The organism is Ruegeria sp. YTSC003 (assembly GCF_059609785.1).
Genome location: NZ_JBXWMK010000006.1, coordinates 149,340 through 168,548, shown reverse-complemented (window position 1 = coordinate 168,548; position 19,209 = coordinate 149,340). Strand labels below are relative to the sequence as shown.

Genomic DNA, 19,209 nt, shown 5'->3' with positions numbered 1-19,209 from the left:
TCAGTTTCACGCCAGATACATGGCCCAGCCACGTCGGGGGTTCAATGGGGATCAGGTTAAACCGAAGGCGTTTTCGATAATTTGAACGGCGCCCGAAGCATCCACCAAAGCCGCGTCAAACCGCACATTGGTCAATTGCCCGTTTGGTTCGGTTTCCAGGAATTGGGACGCCGATGCGCAGATCCTATCCATTTGGCGCCGATTGATCCGGGCGGCGGCGGCATCGAAACTGACACTTTTTTTCACTTCGACAAAGACAATCCCGTGAGCGTCGCGCGCAATAAGATCGATCTCCCCACCGGCGCCGCGCCAGCGGCGATTCAGGATGAAATAGCCGCGTTGTTCATAATTTGACGCAACCTGCTGCTCCGCCGCCTGCCCGGCATGATAGGACACCGAACTTCGAACGGATCGTGCAGCCATGTCATCCCTTTCCCAATTTCAGAGCCTTCTGATAGATCGGGCGGCGCGGCAGCTTGTACATCTCTGATACCAGATCGGCCGCGTCGCGAACTGAATGGGTTTCCAAGGCTCGTTTCAACGCCTCTTCTACGTCGGATTCGTTAACAGTTTCTGAATGTCCGCGGTCCACGAGCAGCACAATTTCACCTTTGACTGTCTGCCCATGCAGGTTGGCCGCCAGTTCTTCCAACGTCCCGCGACGAACCTCTTCGAATTTCTTTGTCAGTTCGCGGCACATTGCGGCCTGACGGTCATTGCCCAGCACGGTTGCAAGATCCGACAAGCACGCCGCCACGCGTTTCGGAGATTCGTAAAACACCAATGTGCCCGGCACGTCTCGCAATGCCTCGATCCGCGACCGGCGCGCGCCGGTCGCGTTCGGCAAAAAGCCCGCAAAAAAGAACGCATCTGTCGGCAGCCCGGCCAGTGTCAGCGCCATCAGCGCCGCTGACGGTCCCGGTGCACAGGTCACCGTATGACCCGCTTCGGCGGCCTGCTTCCCCAAATCGTATCCCGGATCGGCAATCAGCGGCATTCCGGCCTCGGAGGCATAAGCGACAGACTTCCCGTCCTGCAACGCATCAAGGATTTTGCCGCGCGCGCCTACGCCGCTGTGATCGTGATAGGCCAGGATTCGCCGCCTATCCAGCGGGACTCCGTGAATCTCCATCAACCGGCGCAGGCTGCGCGTGTCTTCGGCGGCGATGACATCCGCCGAAGCGAGCACATCCAGCGCTCTAAGCGTGATATCGCGCGCCGCCCCGATCGGAGTGGCAACAAAATACAGGCCCGCGCCCAATCTTACTTTTTGGAAATTCAAAGCTGGACCCTCACAGCGTGACGTTTATTATCGCGGCATAACAGATTGGTGGTACCCCAAGCCGCCGGGACAGGGAGTTTTCATTTAGATGTTTACCGTTTGCAAGCCCGTTCGCAAGCTGGCGAAATCCGCCGCGATCCTGGCAACCGCCGCATTCCTCGCTGCATGTGAGCCCGGCGGCCTTGGTGGAGGCCCATCCATTAACACGTCGAAACCCGTTCCGGTCGCACTTTTGGTTCCGGCGGGATCGGGAAATTCGGGCGACGCTCAACTTGCACGGAGCCTTGAGAACGCAGCGCGTTTGGCCATGGCTGATCTGCAGAATGTTAAGATTGATCTGCGCGTTTATGACACGCGGGGCAGCTCGAACACGGCCGCGACAGTGGCGCAACAAGCCGTCGCGGATGGGGCGAAGATCATCATTGGCCCGGTTTACGCGCAGGCAGCAAACTCGGCAGGCCTCGCTGTGCTAAACAACAAGGTCAACGTGCTGTCCTTCTCGAACAATACAAGCATTGCAGGTGGCAACGTCTTTGTTCTGGGCCCGACCTTTCAGAACACGGCTAACCGTTTGGTCAACTTTTCCGGATCACAAGGCAAGACCAGCATGGTCATCGTCCACAGCAACGATGCAGCCGGGCAGCTTGGTCAATCGGCGATTGCAACTGCGCTTGCCAGCAGCCGCGTAGCGAATGCTGGTACGGTTGGCTATGACCGGTCCCAGCAAGGCGTCATCAACTCGGTTCCGACGATCAAGGCAACCGTGGATGCTGCCGGTGCGGATTCGGTGTTTCTGACAGCGACGACGGCTGGTGCGCTGCCGCTGTATTCGCAACTGTTGCCAGAAGCTGGTGTGTCGTCGGCCACCACCCAATTCCTCGGCCTGACGCGCTGGGACATACCGGCACAGACGTTAGAACTGCCGGGTGTTCAAGGGGGCTGGTTCGCCCTGCCCGACCCGGCAAAGGCGCAGGCATACCGCCAGCGGTATAACAACACCTATGGCGAGGCTCCGCACCCGATCAGTGGTCTGGCCTATGACGGCATTGCAGCAATTGCGGCTTTGGTCAGCCAGGGCAAATCCGACGCGTTGACCACGTCAGCCCTGACCCAGAACGCCGGATTCCAAGGCGTTGGTGGCATCTTCCGCCTTCGGTCCGACGGTACGAATGAACGCGGTCTGGCCGTTGCCACGATCCAGAACAAACAGGTAGTAGTGATTGACTCCGCCCCTCAAAGCTTCTCTGGCGCCGGTTTCTGATCAGCCGATGCTGACGCTCACCCCCAAGGGTGAGCTGATCTGCCCGGCCGATGAAATTTTCGACAGTACCGCCATCCTGGCGCAACTGTCGGAAGCCTTTGAAAATATTCAAGACAATGCCGCGCGGCGGAATGAAACCGTGCGCATCCTGCGCGATGCCCAAAAGGCTGGGCGCAAGACCATTGCGGATGCCTTCGCTAAACGCCCCTTTGACGCCAGACCTTTGACACGGTCCTACACCTATCTTACCGACGGGTTGGTCTGCACGGCGATGCAGGTAGCCAGCACCTATCTGCATCGGCTGGCAACCCCGACGCAGGGCGAAAAGATTGCGGTTCTTGCTGTTGGTGGATATGGCCGCGGCGAAATGGCCCCGGCCTCGGACGTCGATCTGCTATTTCTGACCCCGTACAAGATCACCGCCTGGGCCGAGAGTGTCATCGAGTCCATGCTCTACATGCTTTGGGATCTGCGCCTTAAGGTTGGCCATTCATCCCGAACGATCAAGGATTGTCTGCGACTGGGCACCGAGGATTTCACCATCCGCACCGCCATGCTGGAGCAGCGTTACCTGGCTGGCGACGCGGTCCTTGCCGAAGAGCTTGATAGCCGCCTGAAAACCGAGATGTTCAAGGGCAGCGAGCGTCAATTCATCGAGGCTAAGCTGCAGGAACGTGACGAGCGCCACCACAAACAGGGCGAGCGCTATATGGTCGAGCCCAACGTAAAAGAAGGCAAGGGTGGGCTGCGCGATCTTCAATCACTCTACTGGATTGCAAAGTACATCTATGGCGTTCAAGACGTGGCCGAGCTGGTCCCTCTGGGCCTGTTTGAACCCGAGGAATTCAACACCTTTGTTCAGGCCGAAGAGTTTTTGTGGGCGGTCCGATCCCATCTGCATCTGGTAACCGGTCGCGCCACCGAGCAACTGACTTTCGACCTGCAGGTCGAGGTTGCCGAGCGTATGGGTTATGAAGACAGGGCTGGGCGACGGGCTGTTGAAGTTTTCATGCAGCGCTATTTCCGCGAGGCCACTAAGGTCGGTGAACTGACCCGGATCTTCCTGACAAAACTCGAAGCGGCACATGTCAAAGGCGAGGCCCTGCTGGAGCGCATCTTCCGGCGCAGGCCGCGTGTCAAGCCGGGATACAAGGTGGTTCACGGTCGTTTGGACGTGGCGGATCATAAGAAGTTTCTTACCGACAAATTGAACCTGCTGCGTTTGTTTGATGAAGGTTTGCGTACGGGCATGCTGATCCACCCGGACGCAATGCGGCTTGTAACTGCCAATCTGCAACTCATTGACGACGACATGCGCCAAAACAAAGAGGCGCAGCGCATTTTTCTGGACCTGATGCTGAAACACGGCAACCCAGAACGCGCCCTGCGCCGCATGAACGAACTGGGAGTATTGTCGGCATTTCTGCCAGAGTTCGAGCACATCGTCGCGATGATGCAGTTCAACATGTATCACAGCTATACTGTGGACGAGCACACGATCCAGACCATCGTCAACTTGGCTCAGATTGAACGCGGTGAACTGGTTGAATCGCTGCCGCTGGCGTCATCGATCCTGAAACGCGGGATTAATCGCAAAGTTCTCTACGTCGCGTTGCTTTTACACGATATTGCCAAGGGGCGACCCGAAGATCACTCGATCCTGGGTTCTCAGATCGCGCGCAAGGTCGCACCGCGTTTGGGCCTGAACAAATCCGACTCGGAAACCGTGGAATGGCTTGTGCGATATCACCTGTTAATGTCGGACATGGCGCAGAAACGCGACATCTCGGACCCGCGCACAGTGCGCGACTTTGCCAAGGCGGTGAAGACAGTCAAACGGTTGGATCTGCTCACGGTTATGACCGTGTGTGACATTCGCGGTGTTGGGCCCAACACCTGGAATAACTGGAAGGCCACCCTGCTGCGCGCCTTGCACGCTGAAACCATGCGGGCGCTGGAAACCGGGATGGAAGACCTGAACCGGGCCAACCGTGGCGCAGAAGCCAAAAAGGCGCTGCGTTCGGCGCTTGAAGATTGGTCGAAGGCTGACCTAAAGGCCGAAACAGGACGACACTATGCGCCCTATTGGCAGGGCCTGAACCTGTCCACTCATATTGAGTTCGCAAAAATGCTACGCGCGCTGGAACAAAGCGGCGACCCCGGCGCAATGGAAATTCACCTGCACCCGGATGACGACCGCGACGCCACCCGTGCGTGTTTTGCCATGGCAGACCATCCCGGGATATTCGCCCGCATCGCCGGGGCGCTTGCGCTGGTTGGGGCTAACGTGGTCGACGCCCGTAGCTATACCACCAAGGACGGGTACGTCACCGATGCGTTCTGGATTCAGGATGCCGAGGGCCACCCTTTTGAGGCAAGCCGTTTGCCGCGACTGACACAAATGATCCAAAAGACGCTCAAAGGCGAAGTCGTAGCGCGTGACGCTCTGAAATCGCGCGACAAGATCAAAAAACGCGAACGCGCCTTTAATGTGCCGACCCATATAATCTTCGATAATGACGGGTCCGAGATCTACACCATCATCGAGGTTGATACCCGCGACCGTCCAGGCCTGTTGTATGACCTGACAAGAACACTGGCTGCGGCCAATGTCTATATCGCCAACGCCGTGATCGCGACCTATGGCGAACAGGTTGTCGATACTTTCTACGTCAAGGACATGTTCGGCCTGAAGTACCATTCCGAAAGCAAGCAACGCGGTCTTGAGGCCAAGCTGCGCAAAGCCATTACTGAGGGTGCGGAGCGCGCGATCTCATGAAACAGATCCGATTGTTTTCAGGCCTGTTCACGGTCGGATTCTGGACGCTGGCCAGTCGGATTCTGGGATTTCTCCGCGAGATTCTGTTAACCGCCTATATCGGGCCCGGTCCGGTGATGGACGCCTTTGTCGCCGCTTTCCGCCTGCCCAACATGTTTCGCCGTTTCTTTGCCGAAGGGGCCTTCAACGCCGCCTTTGTGCCAATGTTCTCGAAACGACTGGAGGGCGAAGAAGACGCCGAAGGGTTTGCTCAGGATGCCTTCAACCTGTTGGCGGCGGCTGTTTTGGCACTGGTTGGATTGGCGATGGTTTTCATGCCTGGACTTGTCTGGCTGACCGCCGAAGGGTTCTATGGCGATGAACGCTTCGACATGGCCGTCGACTACGGTTACGTCGTTTTTCCCTATATCCTGTTCATGTCGCTGGCCGCGCTGTTTTCCGGCGTTCTGAATGCCACCGGTCGGTTCGCCGCTGCCGCTGCCGCGCCTGTCTTACTCAATATCTTTGCCTGTACTGCTTTGATCGCAGGCGCGCTGTCTGGCGGCGACGTAATCTGGTGGCTGATCACGGTCATTCCGCTGGCAGGGGTCGCGCAACTGGCGCTGGTTTGGGTGGCGACAGAACGTGCAGGTATTCGCATTCGTCCCGGCCTGCCCAAGCTCAGCCCGGAAATGCGACGCATGGTTCGCATTGCAGTGCCCGCCGCTTTGGCGATGGGCGTCACGCAGGTCAATCTTGTGGTTGGCCAGTTGGTCGCGTCCAAAACCGAAAAGGCTGTCAGTTGGCTGTTCGCAGCGGATCGGCTGTATCAATTGCCATTGGGCGTGGTCGGTATTGCGGTGGGGATCGTCCTACTGCCCGATCTGTCGCGCCGCTTACGGGCCGGGGACAAGGACGGGGCGCGCAATGCCTATTCCCGTGCCGGAGAGTTCACACTGCTGCTGACCCTGCCGTCCACCGTTGCCTTTCTGATCATTCCAATACCTCTGGTGTCGGTCCTGTTCGAACGCGGCCAATTCAGCCCCGAGGACACTGCAGCCACTGCCTTGGCCGTAGCTATCTATGGCGTCGGCCTGCCCGCTTTCATGCTGCAAAAGCTGCTGCAGCCCTTGTTCTTCGCGCGCGAAGACACCCGCTCTCCGTTTCGCTATGCCGTAGTTGCGATGGTGATCAATGCCGGGCTGGCCTTTGGTCTTTACCCGTTGGTGGGGTGGATCGCACCGGCGATCGCGGCTTCGGCTGCCGGTTGGGCGATGGTCGCCTTGTTGGCGATTGGAGCGCGCCGTTTCGGCGATGAAGCACGGTTTGACGACCGGTTCAAACGACGCGCCGGGCGTGTCGTCGCGGCATCGCTGGGTATGGGCGTTGTGCTTTTCGCCGCCCTTCACATTTTTGGCTGGATTTTCCAGGTACCAGGATGGCGTTATCTGGCGCTGCTTGTCCTAATCATAATTGCAGCTGCCGCCTACTTCTTACTCGGTCACCTCTTCAAAGCGTTCGAGCTGTCCGAATTCAGAAAAGCGCTGCGTCGGTCCTGATCAGTCGCGGCGAATACGTCCCACGATCCGCGCCCATCCGCCGGGTGCCAGAAAAAACGACAGGCCGAAACCGGTGGCAAAACCGCCCAGATCGGCAACCCAGTCGGACGTGCCGCCAAACAAAAGCCCAAACACCAGCTGGATGCCCATCAAAACCGCGATCAGGCTGAAAGCACGGGACTGGTTTTCACCGACCAGTGACAACTTGCGCCACAGCAGCCATGTGAACGCGCCGATCAGACCGTAGACCGGTGGGAATCCTCCGACCAGCGGATAGGCGGGATTCAGCAACAGCCCATAGACCAACGCGCCACCGATACCGGACAAAACGAAAATGATCAGCATCTGAAAACCGCCGAACACTTCGGCCACCATTTTGCCCATTGCCAGAACGAAGACACTGACAAAAACCGCCTGGGTAAAACTGCCCGACACGAACGGATAGGTCACGAAACGGATCACATGTTCAAACGGCCAACGTCCATTCTCGATCATCCAGTGAAAGATATCCGGGGAAAAGGTGTAACTTTGCAGGGCATCCAGCCGCCAACCTACCGCTGATGGCCCGCCCACAAGACCACGTGCGCCCAGCGTAAACGCCAATTCGATCCCCATGATGAACAGGACCAACGCCACCACAACGGGCGGCAGAGGGTTCACGGCGGGTGTATAATGCTCACTGCTCATTGGGCTGGCCTTTCGCGGCTGTTGACGTCCCTTGACCTCATGGGTAAGCGACGGGGGCTGATTTTTCCAGACGGGAGTTCCCTTCGATGACCGAAACCAAGTTCACGCCGCGCGTGTTTTCCGGCATCCAGCCTTCGGGAAACCTGCACCTTGGCAACTATCTGGGTGCACTAAAGCGTTTTGTGGATATGCAAGGCGAAGATTTCGAGACCATCTACTGCATGGTCGACCTGCACGCGATCACCGTCTGGCAAGACCCTGCCCGTCTGCGCGAAAAGACCCGTGAGGTATGCGCCGGTTTTATTGCTGCCGGTCTGGACCCTGAAAAGTCCATCCTGTTCAACCAAAGCCAGGTGGCCGAGCACACGCAGCTGGCTTGGATCTTCAATTGTATCGCCCGCATGGGTTGGATGCAGCGGATGACGCAGTTCAAGGATAAGGCGGGCAAGAATGCTCAGAACGCCTCGCTGGGTTTGTTTGCCTATCCGGCGCTGATGGCGGCGGACATTCTGACCTACCACGCGACACATGTGCCGGTGGGCGAGGACCAGAAACAGCATCTGGAGCTGACTCGCGACATCGCGATCAAGTTCAACCATGACTATGGCGTGGATTTCTTTCCGGTGACCGAGCCGGTAATCGGTGGACCCGCGCCGCGCGTGATGAACCTGCGTGATGGCTCGCGGAAGATGTCATCTTCGGACCCGTCCGACATGACCCGGATCAACATGACGGACGATGCCGACGAGATCGCCAAGAAGATCCGCAAGGCCAAGACTGACCCGGATGCCCTGCCTTCGGAAACCGACGGTCTGTCCGAACGCCCCGAGGCGCGCAATCTGGTGAACATCTTCGCCGCGCTCAGCGATCAAACGGCGGAACAGGTTTTGGCCGAATTCGGCGGCAAGCAATTCGGTGAATTCAAACCGATGCTCGCTGAGCTGGCGGTCGCCAAACTGTCGCCGATCTCGACCGAGATGGCCCGTCTTATGGGTGAAGAGGCCGAGATTGACCGGATTCTTGCACGCGGCGCGGAAAACGCGCGGGCGATAGCGGCCCCGATCCTGCAACAGACCTACGACATCGTGGGTATGGTTGGCGCAAAACAAGGCTGATTGCGCTGGACCTTCCCGTGACGCCTTCCTAGGTTGCCCCAAGGGCAAAGGAGGGCGTCATGGCAGTCGGCAAAAATATCCGCACCTATTTTGATGGTCAGTGGCACAACGGGGATGCCCCGATCATGCGTGCGGCAGACCATGGCGCTTGGCTGGGGTCTTCGGTCTTTGACGGCGCGCGATTCTTCGACGGGCTGACCCCGGATCTGGTGGCCCATTGCGAACGGGTCAACCGCTCGGCCGAGGCGCTTTTGCTGACACCGACCGTGACGACCGAACAGATGGTCGAAATCGTCCGCGAAGGGCTGGATGGCTATGCCAAAGGTTCCGCCGTCTATATTCGGCCGATGTATTGGGGCATCGACGGCGATGCGACAGCCATCGTTCCTCAGCAGGACAGCACCGGCTTTGCTATCTGTCTGGAAGAAATACCAATGGCACCGGAAACAGCTTCGGTCACGCTCACCACCACGCGATTCCGCCGACCGGTTCTGGAATCATCCGTTGTGAATGCCAAAGCCGGATGCCTGTATCCCAACAACGCCCGAATGTTGAAAGAGGCCAAGTCCAAAGGGTTCTCGAACGCACTGGTGGCGGACGCCTTGGGTCATGTAGCGGAAACCGCGACCGCAAACATCTTCATGGTTCGCGATGGCGAGGTCTTCACCCCTACGCCCAATGGAACTTTTCTGGCCGGAATCACCCGAGCGCGACATATCAAAAACCTGCGCGCCGACGGCGTGACGGTCCACGAATCCGTCCTCAGCTTTGAAGATTTTCATAAGGCGGACGAGGTGTTTATGACCGGTAACATGAACAAATTAACCCCCGTCACGGCGTTGGAGGACACTCAATATCAGGTCGGACCGATTGCACGCCGCGCGCGCGCGCTCTATTGGGACTGGGCTGCAAGCACTCGGTAGTCATACGCCGTGTTGCCAGCCCGCATTTGGTCGGGCATGATCCCCCTAAATACACGAGGACACCCATGCGTAAGTTTCTAGTCATTCTGGATGACAGCCGCGAATGCCTTAACGCGATGCGTTTTGCTGCAATGCGTGCAGCCCATACCGGTGGAGGGGTAACGATCCTGTCCGTCATCCCACCCGATGAATTCAATCACTGGATCGGTGTGGCCGAAACCATGCGCGAAGAGGCGCGCGAACGCATCCATGCGCATTACGAAGTTTTCGCCAAATGGATGCGCGACAAACAAGGGATCGATCCCGAGCTGTCAATTCGCGAAGGCGACCCTGTCCCTCAGATCATCGAACATGTCCAGTCAGACCCGGACATCGGCGTTCTGGTCCTGGGGGCTGGCATCGAAAAGAAAGGGCCCGGTCCACTGGTGACGCAGCTGACCAAAAACTCGGGCAGCCTGCCGATTCCGATCACAATTGTGCCCGGCGACCTAAGCAAGGAAAAGCTGGAAGCCATCACCTGAGGCCACCCAATGCAATGCCGCATCCAGTTCTGGTTCGAATTCGCATCGACCTATTCCTACCTCAGCGCCATGCGAATCGAACAGGCTGCGGCACAGCATAACGTCGCCGTAGAATGGCATCCCTTTCTTCTGGGGCCCATTTTCGCGGCGCAGGGCTGGAACAATTCTCCGTTTAACATTTACCCGGCCAAAGGGCGCTATATGTGGCGCGATGTGGAGCGTTTGACGGCGCAGCGCGGCCTGCCCTTCCGGCAGCCGGACCCGTTTCCGCAAAACGGCCTGAAGGCTGCGCGCCTCACGCTGGCTATTGAAAATCAGACCGACAGGGCGCGATTTGTTCGGGCGGTCTATAAAGCCGAATTCGCACAAGGTCAGAATGTGTCGGACGATGCAGTTCTGGTTGATTGCCTGAAATCCGCCGGTTTGCCTGACGACCTTTTGGACAGAACCCGAGACCCCGAGATCAAGTCAGCTCTGATCGAGCAGACCAAAACCGCACAGGCCAAAGGACTGTTCGGTGCGCCGAGTTTTCTGGTCAGCGACGAACTATACTGGGGAGATGATCGGTTGGATGATGCGATCCGGTTGGCGGCCAACATTTAGAATCGTTCCAAATCTTGACTTATCCGGCCCGGACCCGCATATCAGAAGCAACTGAAACGGAGCCGTGACATGTTCATCCAGACCGAATCCACGCCGAACCCTGCAACCTTGAAATTTCTGCCCGGCCAAACCGTGCTGGAAGCGGGCACTGCGGATTTCCCATCGGCTGAAGCCGGTGAAAAATCACCTTTGGCAAAACGGATTTTTGCGGTTAGCGGAGTAACGGGTGTATTCCTCGGCAATGACTTCGTGACCGTCACCAAGTCCGATGATGTCCAATGGGATCACATCAAGCCTGCGATTCTGGGTGCGGTGATGGAGCATTATCAATCCGGCCAACCGGTCATCGGCGCTGGTGAAACAGCCGCATCGGGCCATGCAGAGCACACCGGCGAGGATGCAGAAGTAGTTAATCAAATCAAAGACTTGCTTGATAGCCGCGTCCGTCCGGCAGTTGCTCAGGATGGCGGCGACATCACGTTCCACGGGTTTGACCGGGGCGTTGTCTACCTGCACATGCAGGGTGCTTGCGCGGGCTGCCCGTCTTCGACCCTGACGTTGAAGATGGGTATCGAAAACCTGCTGCGCCACTACATCCCCGAAGTGACCGAGGTTCGTCCTGTTGCCGTCTGACCCCATTATTTTGGCGTTTGATACATCGGCCGCGCATTGCGCGGCCGCTTTGTTGTGCGGCAACCGGATCGTGACTTCGCGCATCGAAGCCATGTCGCGCGGTCAAGCCGAACGTCTGATGCCGTTGCTGGAAGAAGTTCTGGCCGATGCCGGATATGGGTGGAAAGACCTGTCCGCGATCGGTGTCGGCGTTGGACCCGGAAACTTTACCGGCATCCGAATCTCGGTTTCTGCGGCGCGCGGCCTAGCCCTAGGGCTTGGCGTTCCAGCGGTAGGCGTGTCCGGGTTCGACGCTTTGGCCGAAATGCCTACGGACGCCCTGCCTGCGATCCGCGCCCCGCGTGATCAGGTTTACGTGGCGTTCCCGGACCAAGGTCCGATGCTAATGCCTCAAACTGAGGCAGAATCACTTGGCCCTCTGATCCTGAATGACGACGCCGATGCACAGGTTCGTGCTATTGCCCGGGTCGCCGGGCAAAGGTGGCAAACCGAAACTGCGCAGCCAGCGCCACTCTATGTTCGGCCTGCGGATGCGGCCCCTTCCAAAGACACACCCCCGGTTTTGCTGGACTGATGAGCCCCGAGGAACTTGCCAAAACACACGCGGCGGCATTTACCCAGTCACGGTCGTGGGCTGCGGTCGAATTTGCGGATCTTCTGAACAATCGGTTCATACATATCGTTGGAAATACTCAATCTTTTTCGCTGTTCCAGGTGATCGGCGATGAGGCTGAATTGCTGACAATCGCCACGCATCCAGACGTTCAGCGGCAGGGCCTGGCCCGAGCGTGCATGCAAGAGTGGCATTCCAAAGCAAAGGCTTTGGGCGCGACGCGCGCTTTCCTGGACGTCGCTGCGGATAACCTGCCCGCCATCGCGCTGTATGAACACAGCGGTTATCGCGCCTGTGGTTTGCGCAAGGGGTATTACCTGCGCGAAAACAATCAGAAAATCGATGCTATCGTGATGGAATCCGCGCTGGATTGACCGCTTAAGACATATTTTTTCGACCAAATGGTCAAAAATCTGTTGACCACGGCGGTTGCAAACGTCCTTAATTCCCGCCATCACAACAGTTATGCTCGCTAACAGTGGGTGAACGGGGCTATCTTCGCCCCGACCGATAATAACAAACGGGAGTATAAAATGACCCTGATGAAATCCTTGATGGGTGCCACCGCCGCAGTCGCACTTACGGCTGGCGCTGCGCTGGCAGATCCTGCCCTGATCTTTGATCTCGGCGGCAAGTTCGACAAATCGTTTAACGAAGCCGCCCACAATGGCGCGTCGCGTTGGGCCGAAGAAACAGGCGGCACCTACAACGAGATCGAAATCCAGTCCGAAGCACAGCGCGAGCAAGCTCTGCGCCGTTTCGCTGAATCCGGCTCAAACCCAATCATCACGATGGGATTTGGTATGGCAGATCCGCTGTCCGCCGTGGCTGCTGACTACCCGGACACCAAATTTGTTGCAGTTGACGTCAACTGGTTGGACATCCCCAACATCCGTCAAATCGGTTTTGCCGAGCATGAAGGATCATATCTGGTCGGCATGATGGCCGCGATGGCATCGGAATCCGGCACCGTTGGCTTTATCGGTGGCATGGATATCCCGCTGATCCGACACTTTGGCTGCGGTTATGCGCAGGGTGCCAAGGCTGTAAACCCTGACATCAATGTTGTTGCCAACATGACCGGTACCACCCCGGCAGCATGGAACGACCCGGTGAAGGGTTCGGAATTGACCAAAGCACAAATCAGCCAGGGCGCTGACGTGATCTATGCAGCCGCTGGTGGCACCGGTGTTGGCGTACTGCAGACCGCGGCAGACGAAGGCATCCTGTCGATCGGCGTGGACAGCAACCAGAACCACCTGCACCCGGGTAAGGTTCTCACCTCGATGCTGAAACGCGTTGATGTTGCCGTTTATGATGCGATGTCAGCGGGCGAAGGCCTGGAAACCGGCGTGTTCCAGATGGGTCTGGCCGAAGAAGGTGTTGGCGTCGCCATGGATGACAACAACGCACCTCTGGTCTCGGACGAGATGAAAGGCGCAGTCGACAAAGCGCGTCAGGACATCATCGACGGTAACGTCTCTGTTGTCAGCTATTATGAGAACGACAGCTGCCCGGCACTGCAGTTCTGATATCGCGCAAGGCGGGGGTACAACCTCCGCCTTGCCCCCGACTCTGCCGCGTATGACACCGCGGCCCTTTCGGCAATTGAGGACAAGACATGACCGTCCCCGCCATTGAGCTCAAAGGGATATCCAAAGCCTTTGGGCCGGTTCAGGCCAATAAAGACATTTCTATCAGCGTCGCCCCCGGTACGATCCATGGGATCATCGGTGAAAACGGTGCGGGCAAATCCACGCTGATGAGCATCCTCTACGGCTTTTACAAAGCCGATAAAGGTGAAATCTGGATTAACGGCAACAAGACCGACATCCCTGACAGCCAGGCGGCCATTGCTGCCGGGATCGGGATGGTGTTCCAGCATTTCAAACTGGTTGAAAATTTCACCGTTCTGGAAAACATCGTTCTCGGTGCCGAGGATGGCGGGCTGCTGGCCCCGTCCTTGTCCAAAGCGCGCAAAGAACTGAAAGCGCTGGAAGAGGAATACGAGCTGTTCGTAGATCCCGACAAGCGCATCGACGAGATTGGCGTCGGCATGCAGCAACGGGTCGAAATCCTGAAAGCCCTGTATCGCAAGGCCGAGATTCTGATCCTGGACGAACCCACCGGGGTTCTGACACCGTCCGAGGCTGACCAGCTGTTCCGCATCCTTGACCGCCTGCGGGCCGAAGGGAAGACGATCATCGTGATCACGCACAAGCTGCGCGAAATCATGGAAAACACCGATACGGTTTCGGTCATGCGGCGCGGTCAGATGACGGCGACGGTGAAAACAGCCGACACCAGCCCCCAGGAGCTGGCCGAGCTGATGGTGGGCCGCAAGGTGCTGCTGCAAGTCGATAAAGTACCTGCGCAACCCGGTAAGCCCGTTCTGGAAATTGAAAAACTCAGCGTTTTCGATTCAGCCGGGGTCGAACGGGTCAAGGGTATCGACCTGACCGTTCGGGCCGGTGAAATCGTCGGTATCGCTGGCGTGGCCGGAAATGGCCAATCGGAACTTCTGGAAGTTCTGGGCGGCATGCGTCCGGGTCAGGGTTCGATCAAATTGAACGGCAGCCCGCTGGCGCTTAGCGGTCCGGGATCGGACGGTCAGGCGCGTCGGGCCCAACATATCGCACACGTGCCCGAAGACCGTCAGCGCGAAGGCCTTGTGATGGACTTTCACGCTTGGGAGAATGTGGCCTTTGGCTATCACCGTGATCCTGCCTACCAGAGCGGGATTTTCATGAACAACGCCGCCCTGCGCGCCGATACCGAACGCAAGATCGAGAAATTCGACGTCCGACCACCTAATGCGTGGCTTACAGCCAAGAGCTTCTCGGGCGGGAACCAACAAAAGATTGTTGTCGCGCGCGAAATTGAACGGAACCCGGATCTTCTATTGGTGGGGCAACCAACGCGCGGCGTCGACATCGGCGCGATCGAGTTCATTCACAAGCAGATCGTCGCGCTGCGTGATCAAGGTAAAGCAATCCTGCTCGTCTCGGTCGAGTTGGAAGAAATCTTCTCGCTATCGGATCGCATCGCTGTGATGTTTGACGGACATGTCATGGGCGAAAGACTGCCCCATGAAACAGATGAAAAAGAACTTGGCCTGTTGATGGCCGGCGTTGCGGGAGAGGCCGCGTAACATGGAAAAGATGCCCAAATGGGCCGATGTGGTGCTGATCCCGCTGATCAGTCTGATATTGGCCGCAATCTTGTCCGCCTTGGTCATTCTGGCCATCGGTGAAAACCCGATCGAAGCGGTGAAACTGATGGTGACCGGTGCGCTCGGGTCGACCTACGGTTGGGGGTATACGCTGTATTATGCCACCAACTTTATGTTCACAGGGTTGGCTGTGGCCGTCGCCTTCCACGCCCGGCTGTTCAACATCGGGGGCGAAGGTCAGGCTATGCTGGGCGGGCTGGGCGTTGCCATGGTATGCCTTTACATCCCGTGGCCGCATTGGAGCGTTGCGCTATTGGCGGCTTGCGCAGGTTCGATGCTGTTTGGCGCCGCATGGGCCGCCATACCGGCCTATCTACAAGCCAAGCGTGGCAGTCACATCGTGATCACAACGATCATGTTTAACTTTATTGCGGCGGCATTCCTGAACTACGTGTTGGTCAATCTTATGCGACCACCAGGCGCGCAAGACCCCTCATCTGCGCGTTTCCCCGAGGCCGTTCACCTGCCCACATTTCAGTCGATGTTCTCAACCGCCGAAAACGTGGTGTTTAAAGGGACCCCTGTTAATATCACGTTCTTCATTGCGGTTTTGGCCTGTTTTGTCGTCTGGGCACTGATCTGGCGGACAAGGTTGGGCTATGAAATCCGGTCCTACGGCAAGACCGAAACCGGCGCCGTCTATGCAGGCATTTCGCCGGTGCGGATCACGATCATTGCGATGCTGATTTCGGGCGCGCTGGCGGGGCTGATGGCCATCAACAACGTGATGGGTGAGGCCGAACGCCTGGTTCTGAACGCAACCGAGGGCGCGGGATTCATCGGCATCGCAGTGGCGCTGATGGGCCGGTCGCACCCGTTTGGTGTGTTTCTTGCGGCGATCCTGTTCGGGTTTCTCTATCAGGGCGGTGCAGAATTGGCTTTCTGGACGTCGATCCCACGCGAACTGATCGTTGTCATTCAGGCCCTGGTGATCCTGTTCACCGGGGCGCTGGACAACATGGTCCGGATGCCACTTGAAAAGCTGTTCCTGAGCCTGCGGAAGGGAGCGCAGTGATGGAGTTCTTTATAACACTCATCCAGGTCCTGGACTCGAGCATCCGTTTGGCCACGCCGCTATTGCTGGCCTGCCTGGCAGGGCTCTATTCCGAACGTGCGGGAATTTTCGACATCGGTCTTGAAGGCAAGATGCTGATGGCCGCCTTCTTCTCGGCAGCCGTCGCGGCTGTGACCGGGTCGGTCTGGTTGGGCCTGCTGGCGGGGATCGCCTCTTCTCTCGTTCTTTCCGGGCTTCACGGTTTGGCCTCGATCACCTTCCGGGGCAACCAATTGATATCCGGGGTCGCAATCAACTTTCTTGCGGCAGGTATGACGGTTCTTGTCGCGCAAAGCTGGTTCGAACAGGGCGGGCGCACGCCCTCGTTGTTTGGCGGCGGTCGTTTCACACCGATCAATTTCCCCTTTGCCGAGTCGCTGAGCGGGGTGCCAATCATCGGGCCGATCTATTCCGAGTTGCTCTCGGGCCATTCGGTCCTGGTCTATGTCGCGTTCCTGATGGTACCGGCAACATGGTGGATTCTGTATCGCACACGGTTCGGATTGCGATTGCGCGCCGTGGGTGAAAACCCCGCTGCCGTCGACACGGCCGGTGTCTCGGTCGTTGGCCTGCGCTATGCCGCTGTCGCCATCTGTGGCGTGTTGTGCGGTATCGCTGGGGCTTACCTGGCCACCGCACTGCAAGCTGGGTTCGTCAAAGACATGACCGCAGGCCGTGGTTTTATCGCGCTGGCTGCACTGATCTTTGCGAAATGGCGCCCCTGGCATGCAATGGGCGCTTGCCTGTTGTTCGGTTTGTTGCAGGCCATCGCGCTGCGGTTCCAGAACATCGATCTGGGCGGCGTGGTCATCCCTGTGCAGGCCATGGACGCCCTGCCTTACGTCCTTACTGTGGTCATTCTGGCCGGGTTTGTCGGCAAAGCGGTTCCGCCGCGCGCCGGCGGTGAGCCCTATGTGAAAGAGCGCTGATAAGTCCAGTTTCGGACTCAGTTCAGTCCTGTTCGCTGCAGAGCGGCATGCGGAGTTGATTTTGCATGCCGCAACCGTTCTAAAGGGGTATGCATGTGTCGCCAATCATACCCTACGACTCGGAATACACCCGGACCGTGTATTTGGGAACGCATGAACACCTCAGTACTGAGGAAAACCAGACATTTAGCCGTATCAGGCTGCTGGCATGACGCCCAGCGATCCGACTTCCGCCATGTGGCCACGGGGCACTGCCGCCGCGCGTCGCATTAAACCTACACCACTTTACCTTGAGGCGGCCCTGATCACTCTCTGTGACCCGCCTACCCTCATCCAGTAGCTCGATATGCAAATTTACCTTCCTATCGCCGAAGTTTCTGTCAACGCCTTCCTTCTACTGGGGCTTGGGGGGATGGTCGGCATTCTTTCGGGCATGTTCGGTGTCGGCGGCGGTTTCCTGATGACGCCCCTGCTGTTCTTCATCGGCATTCCCCCGGCCGTTGCGGTTGCAACCGAAGCCAACCAGATTGTTGCCTCTTCATTCTCTGGGGTTCTGGCGCATTTTCGACGAAAAACAGTCGACCTAAGAATGGGGACCGTCCTATTGATAGGCGGCTTAACGGGTGCTGCACTTGGGGTGGTGATATTCAACTACCTCAAAAGCCTCGGGCAGGTCGATCTGCTTGTGACGTTGTGCTACGTCGTGTTCCTTGGCGTCGTGGGCGGTTTAATGTTCATCGAAAGCCTGAACGCGCTCCGTAAATCCAAGAAAGGCGTGTCCGCACCCCCCAAACGCCGTCAGCGCGGCTGGGTGCATGCGATGCCGTTCAAAATGCGGTTCCGGACTTCGGGCCTGTATATCTCGGTCATTCCGCCTGCGCTGGTTGGCCTGTTCGTTGGCGTTCTGTCGGCCATTATGGGCGTTGGCGGCGGGTTCATCATGGTGCCTGCGATGATTTACCTGTTGGGAATGCCCACCAAGGTCGTGGTCGGAACATCCCTGTTCCAGATCATCTTTGTCACCGCCTTTACGACCATGTTGCATGCCACTACCAACTTTACAGTTGATGTCGTTCTTGCCGTATTGCTTCTGGTTGGCGGCGTCATCGGTGCACAGATCGGAACGGTGATCGGCGCGCGCATGCCTGCCGAGCAGTTGCGGGTGTTGCTGGCAGCGCTAGTTCTTGCGGTTTGCGGAAAGCTGGCTTTGGATCTGCTGATTGAACCATCCGAGCTGTTCTCGCTTGGCACCGGCGGAGGGCACTAATCATGCTGAAACGCTTGCTTGTTGCGCTGGCCCTTTGCGCCAGCCCCGCTCTGGCCGTTGAGGAAGAGGTCGTTCTGGGCCTCAGCCAGGATCGCGTGGCCATCACCGCCAATTTTGACGGATCTGAGATCCTGGTCTTTGGCGCGGTCAAACGCCAAGCTCCCATTCCGCCGGGACCACCACTTGAAGTGATTGTCGCAGTGTCCGGTCCATCCAGTCCTGTCACCGTTCGGCGAAAAGAGCGCAAGCTTGGAATCTGGGTCAATACCGACAGTGTCCTCGTAGACGAAGCCCCCAGCTTCTATGCGGTTGCGACCAGCGCGCCCTTGAATGAGATTCTGTCAGATACCGAAGACCTGCGGTACAGCGTGTCAATCGAACGTGCCATCCGATCTGTTGGTGCTGCGATGAACATCCGCGGCGCGCAGGAATTCGCGGACGCTGTTATTCGTATCCGAGAGAACGAAGGTCTGTATTCCATTCGCGAAGACACCGTGGCCGTTGATGAACAAACCCTGTTCCGTACCTCAATCGACATGCCTGCGGATCTGACCGAAGGCGACTATGTGGCGCGCATCTTCCTAACCCGCGGCGGCGAGGTCGTTTCACAATTTGAGACCACCATCGACGTGCGCAAAGTAGGGTTGGAGCGGTTCTTGTACAACATGTCCCGCCAGCAACCGATCTGGTACGGCCTGATGTCTTTGGTCATTGCCATTGCGGCGGGTTGGGGTGCGTCAACCGCGTTCCGCCTATTGCGCGAGTAACTGAT

General features: G+C 57.8%; 19 protein-coding genes. 16 read left to right on the top strand and 3 right to left on the bottom strand.

From position 1 onward, the window contains the following. Positions 1–51 precede the first annotated feature (51 nt). Positions 52–423: a YraN family protein gene (locus AC2FFH_RS13225; protein WP_496844560.1), complete on the bottom strand. Its 372-nt coding sequence runs from the start codon at positions 421–423 to the stop codon at positions 52–54. Position 424: 1 nt separating this feature from the next. Further along, entirely contained in the window at positions 425–1,282 is an 858-nt protein-coding gene (rsmI, locus tag AC2FFH_RS13220) for a 16S rRNA (cytidine(1402)-2'-O)-methyltransferase (protein ID WP_496844559.1), read from the bottom strand. 88 nt (positions 1,283–1,370) lie between these two features. Between rsmI and AC2FFH_RS13215 the strand changes: the two genes are divergently transcribed. The 3 genes from AC2FFH_RS13215 to murJ are packed head-to-tail and all read left to right on the top strand — an operon-like array spanning position 1,371 to position 6,860. After that, a complete protein-coding gene (locus AC2FFH_RS13215; RefSeq protein ID WP_496778893.1) occupies positions 1,371–2,543 on the top strand; it encodes a penicillin-binding protein activator in 1,173 nt (390 codons plus the stop codon). Positions 2,544–2,550: 7 nt separating this feature from the next. Next, entirely contained in the window at positions 2,551–5,322 is a 2,772-nt protein-coding gene (locus AC2FFH_RS13210) for a [protein-PII] uridylyltransferase (protein WP_496844558.1), read from the top strand. Beyond that, positions 5,319–6,860 (top strand): murein biosynthesis integral membrane protein MurJ, encoded by a 1,542-nt coding sequence (murJ, locus tag AC2FFH_RS13205; RefSeq protein WP_496767476.1) that lies wholly within the window; start codon positions 5,319–5,321, stop codon positions 6,858–6,860. The genes AC2FFH_RS13210 and murJ overlap by 4 nt, the downstream gene beginning before the upstream one ends. On the opposite strand, the gene AC2FFH_RS13200 is transcribed toward murJ, so the two are convergent. Beyond that, on the bottom strand, positions 6,861–7,547 hold the full coding sequence (locus tag AC2FFH_RS13200; protein WP_282120136.1) for a rhomboid family intramembrane serine protease: 687 nt from the start codon (positions 7,545–7,547) through the stop codon (positions 6,861–6,863). Between the two features lie 86 nt (positions 7,548–7,633). Here AC2FFH_RS13200 and trpS point away from each other — a divergent pair, with 86 nt between their 5' ends. From trpS to AC2FFH_RS13135, 13 genes are all read left to right on the top strand, one after another. After that, a complete protein-coding gene (gene trpS / locus AC2FFH_RS13195) occupies positions 7,634–8,662 on the top strand; it encodes a tryptophan--tRNA ligase (protein WP_496767478.1) in 1,029 nt (342 codons plus the stop codon). 59 nt (positions 8,663–8,721) lie between these two features. Further along, positions 8,722–9,585 (top strand): branched-chain amino acid aminotransferase, encoded by an 864-nt coding sequence (locus tag AC2FFH_RS13190; protein WP_496767480.1) that lies wholly within the window; start codon positions 8,722–8,724, stop codon positions 9,583–9,585. Between the two features lie 65 nt (positions 9,586–9,650). Continuing rightward, positions 9,651–10,106: a universal stress protein gene (locus tag AC2FFH_RS13185; RefSeq protein ID WP_058273504.1), complete on the top strand. Its 456-nt coding sequence runs from the start codon at positions 9,651–9,653 to the stop codon at positions 10,104–10,106. Positions 10,107–10,115: 9 nt separating this feature from the next. Beyond that, positions 10,116–10,709 carry a 2-hydroxychromene-2-carboxylate isomerase gene (locus tag AC2FFH_RS13180; RefSeq protein ID WP_496844557.1) on the top strand — a complete coding sequence of 198 codons (594 nt, stop codon included), beginning with the start codon at positions 10,116–10,118 and terminating at the stop codon, positions 10,707–10,709. Positions 10,710–10,778: 69 nt separating this feature from the next. Next, positions 10,779–11,342 (top strand): NifU family protein, encoded by a 564-nt coding sequence (locus AC2FFH_RS13175; protein ID WP_058273506.1) that lies wholly within the window; start codon positions 10,779–10,781, stop codon positions 11,340–11,342. Then, the gene (gene tsaB, locus AC2FFH_RS13170; protein ID WP_496725852.1) at positions 11,332–11,916 is read left to right on the top strand and encodes a tRNA (adenosine(37)-N6)-threonylcarbamoyltransferase complex dimerization subunit type 1 TsaB; all 585 of its coding nucleotides are present in this window, start codon (positions 11,332–11,334) and stop codon (positions 11,914–11,916) included. The genes AC2FFH_RS13175 and tsaB overlap by 11 nt, the downstream gene beginning before the upstream one ends. Further along, positions 11,916–12,329 carry a GNAT family N-acetyltransferase gene (locus AC2FFH_RS13165; protein ID WP_496725851.1) on the top strand — a complete coding sequence of 138 codons (414 nt, stop codon included), beginning with the start codon at positions 11,916–11,918 and terminating at the stop codon, positions 12,327–12,329. The genes tsaB and AC2FFH_RS13165 overlap by 1 nt, the downstream gene beginning before the upstream one ends. A gap of 159 nt (positions 12,330–12,488) precedes the next feature. Then, positions 12,489–13,487 carry a BMP family lipoprotein gene (locus AC2FFH_RS13160; RefSeq protein ID WP_282152454.1) on the top strand — a complete coding sequence of 333 codons (999 nt, stop codon included), beginning with the start codon at positions 12,489–12,491 and terminating at the stop codon, positions 13,485–13,487. 89 nt (positions 13,488–13,576) lie between these two features. Then, on the top strand, positions 13,577–15,106 hold the full coding sequence (locus AC2FFH_RS13155; protein WP_496767489.1) for an ABC transporter ATP-binding protein: 1,530 nt from the start codon (positions 13,577–13,579) through the stop codon (positions 15,104–15,106). A 1-nt stretch (position 15,107) separates the two neighbouring features. Continuing rightward, positions 15,108–16,202, top strand: coding sequence for an ABC transporter permease (locus AC2FFH_RS13150; RefSeq protein ID WP_282152456.1), 1,095 nt, complete (start codon positions 15,108–15,110; stop codon positions 16,200–16,202). Beyond that, complete coding sequence (locus tag AC2FFH_RS13145; protein ID WP_496767491.1) at positions 16,202–17,170, top strand: ABC transporter permease; 969 nt, start codon at positions 16,202–16,204, stop codon at positions 17,168–17,170. Before AC2FFH_RS13150 ends, AC2FFH_RS13145 begins: the two co-directional genes overlap by 1 nt. Before the next feature lie 346 nt (positions 17,171–17,516). Further along, a complete protein-coding gene (locus AC2FFH_RS13140; protein ID WP_496767492.1) occupies positions 17,517–18,437 on the top strand; it encodes a sulfite exporter TauE/SafE family protein in 921 nt (306 codons plus the stop codon). Between the two features lie 2 nt (positions 18,438–18,439). Further along, positions 18,440–19,204 (top strand): TIGR02186 family protein, encoded by a 765-nt coding sequence (locus AC2FFH_RS13135; protein ID WP_496767494.1) that lies wholly within the window; start codon positions 18,440–18,442, stop codon positions 19,202–19,204. The last annotated feature ends 5 nt before the right edge of the window (positions 19,205–19,209 follow it).

Bases quoted from the DNA above. Each gene is read 5' to 3' on its own strand.
- AC2FFH_RS13200 (WP_282120136.1), bottom strand. From the start codon at position 7,547: ATGAGCAGTGAGCATTATACACCCGCCGTGAACCCTCTGCCGCCCGTT.
- AC2FFH_RS13160 (WP_282152454.1), top strand. From the start codon at position 12,489: ATGACCCTGATGAAATCCTTGATGGGTGCCACCGCCGCAGTCGCACTT.
- trpS (WP_496767478.1), top strand. From the start codon at position 7,634: ATGACCGAAACCAAGTTCACGCCGCGCGTGTTTTCCGGCATCCAGCCT.
- AC2FFH_RS13180 (WP_496844557.1), top strand. From the start codon at position 10,116: ATGCAATGCCGCATCCAGTTCTGGTTCGAATTCGCATCGACCTATTCC.
- AC2FFH_RS13215 (WP_496778893.1), top strand. From the start codon at position 1,371: ATGTTTACCGTTTGCAAGCCCGTTCGCAAGCTGGCGAAATCCGCCGCG.
- murJ (WP_496767476.1), top strand. From the start codon at position 5,319: ATGAAACAGATCCGATTGTTTTCAGGCCTGTTCACGGTCGGATTCTGG.
- AC2FFH_RS13165 (WP_496725851.1), top strand. From the start codon at position 11,916: ATGAGCCCCGAGGAACTTGCCAAAACACACGCGGCGGCATTTACCCAG.
- AC2FFH_RS13150 (WP_282152456.1), top strand. From the start codon at position 15,108: ATGGAAAAGATGCCCAAATGGGCCGATGTGGTGCTGATCCCGCTGATC.
- AC2FFH_RS13155 (WP_496767489.1), top strand. From the start codon at position 13,577: ATGACCGTCCCCGCCATTGAGCTCAAAGGGATATCCAAAGCCTTTGGG.
- AC2FFH_RS13145 (WP_496767491.1), top strand. From the start codon at position 16,202: ATGGAGTTCTTTATAACACTCATCCAGGTCCTGGACTCGAGCATCCGT.
- AC2FFH_RS13135 (WP_496767494.1), top strand. From the start codon at position 18,440: ATGCTGAAACGCTTGCTTGTTGCGCTGGCCCTTTGCGCCAGCCCCGCT.
- AC2FFH_RS13190 (WP_496767480.1), top strand. From the start codon at position 8,722: ATGGCAGTCGGCAAAAATATCCGCACCTATTTTGATGGTCAGTGGCAC.
- AC2FFH_RS13140 (WP_496767492.1), top strand. From the start codon at position 17,517: ATGCAAATTTACCTTCCTATCGCCGAAGTTTCTGTCAACGCCTTCCTT.
- AC2FFH_RS13210 (WP_496844558.1), top strand. From the start codon at position 2,551: ATGCTGACGCTCACCCCCAAGGGTGAGCTGATCTGCCCGGCCGATGAA.
- AC2FFH_RS13225 (WP_496844560.1), bottom strand. From the start codon at position 423: ATGGCTGCACGATCCGTTCGAAGTTCGGTGTCCTATCATGCCGGGCAG.
- AC2FFH_RS13185 (WP_058273504.1), top strand. From the start codon at position 9,651: ATGCGTAAGTTTCTAGTCATTCTGGATGACAGCCGCGAATGCCTTAAC.
- AC2FFH_RS13175 (WP_058273506.1), top strand. From the start codon at position 10,779: ATGTTCATCCAGACCGAATCCACGCCGAACCCTGCAACCTTGAAATTT.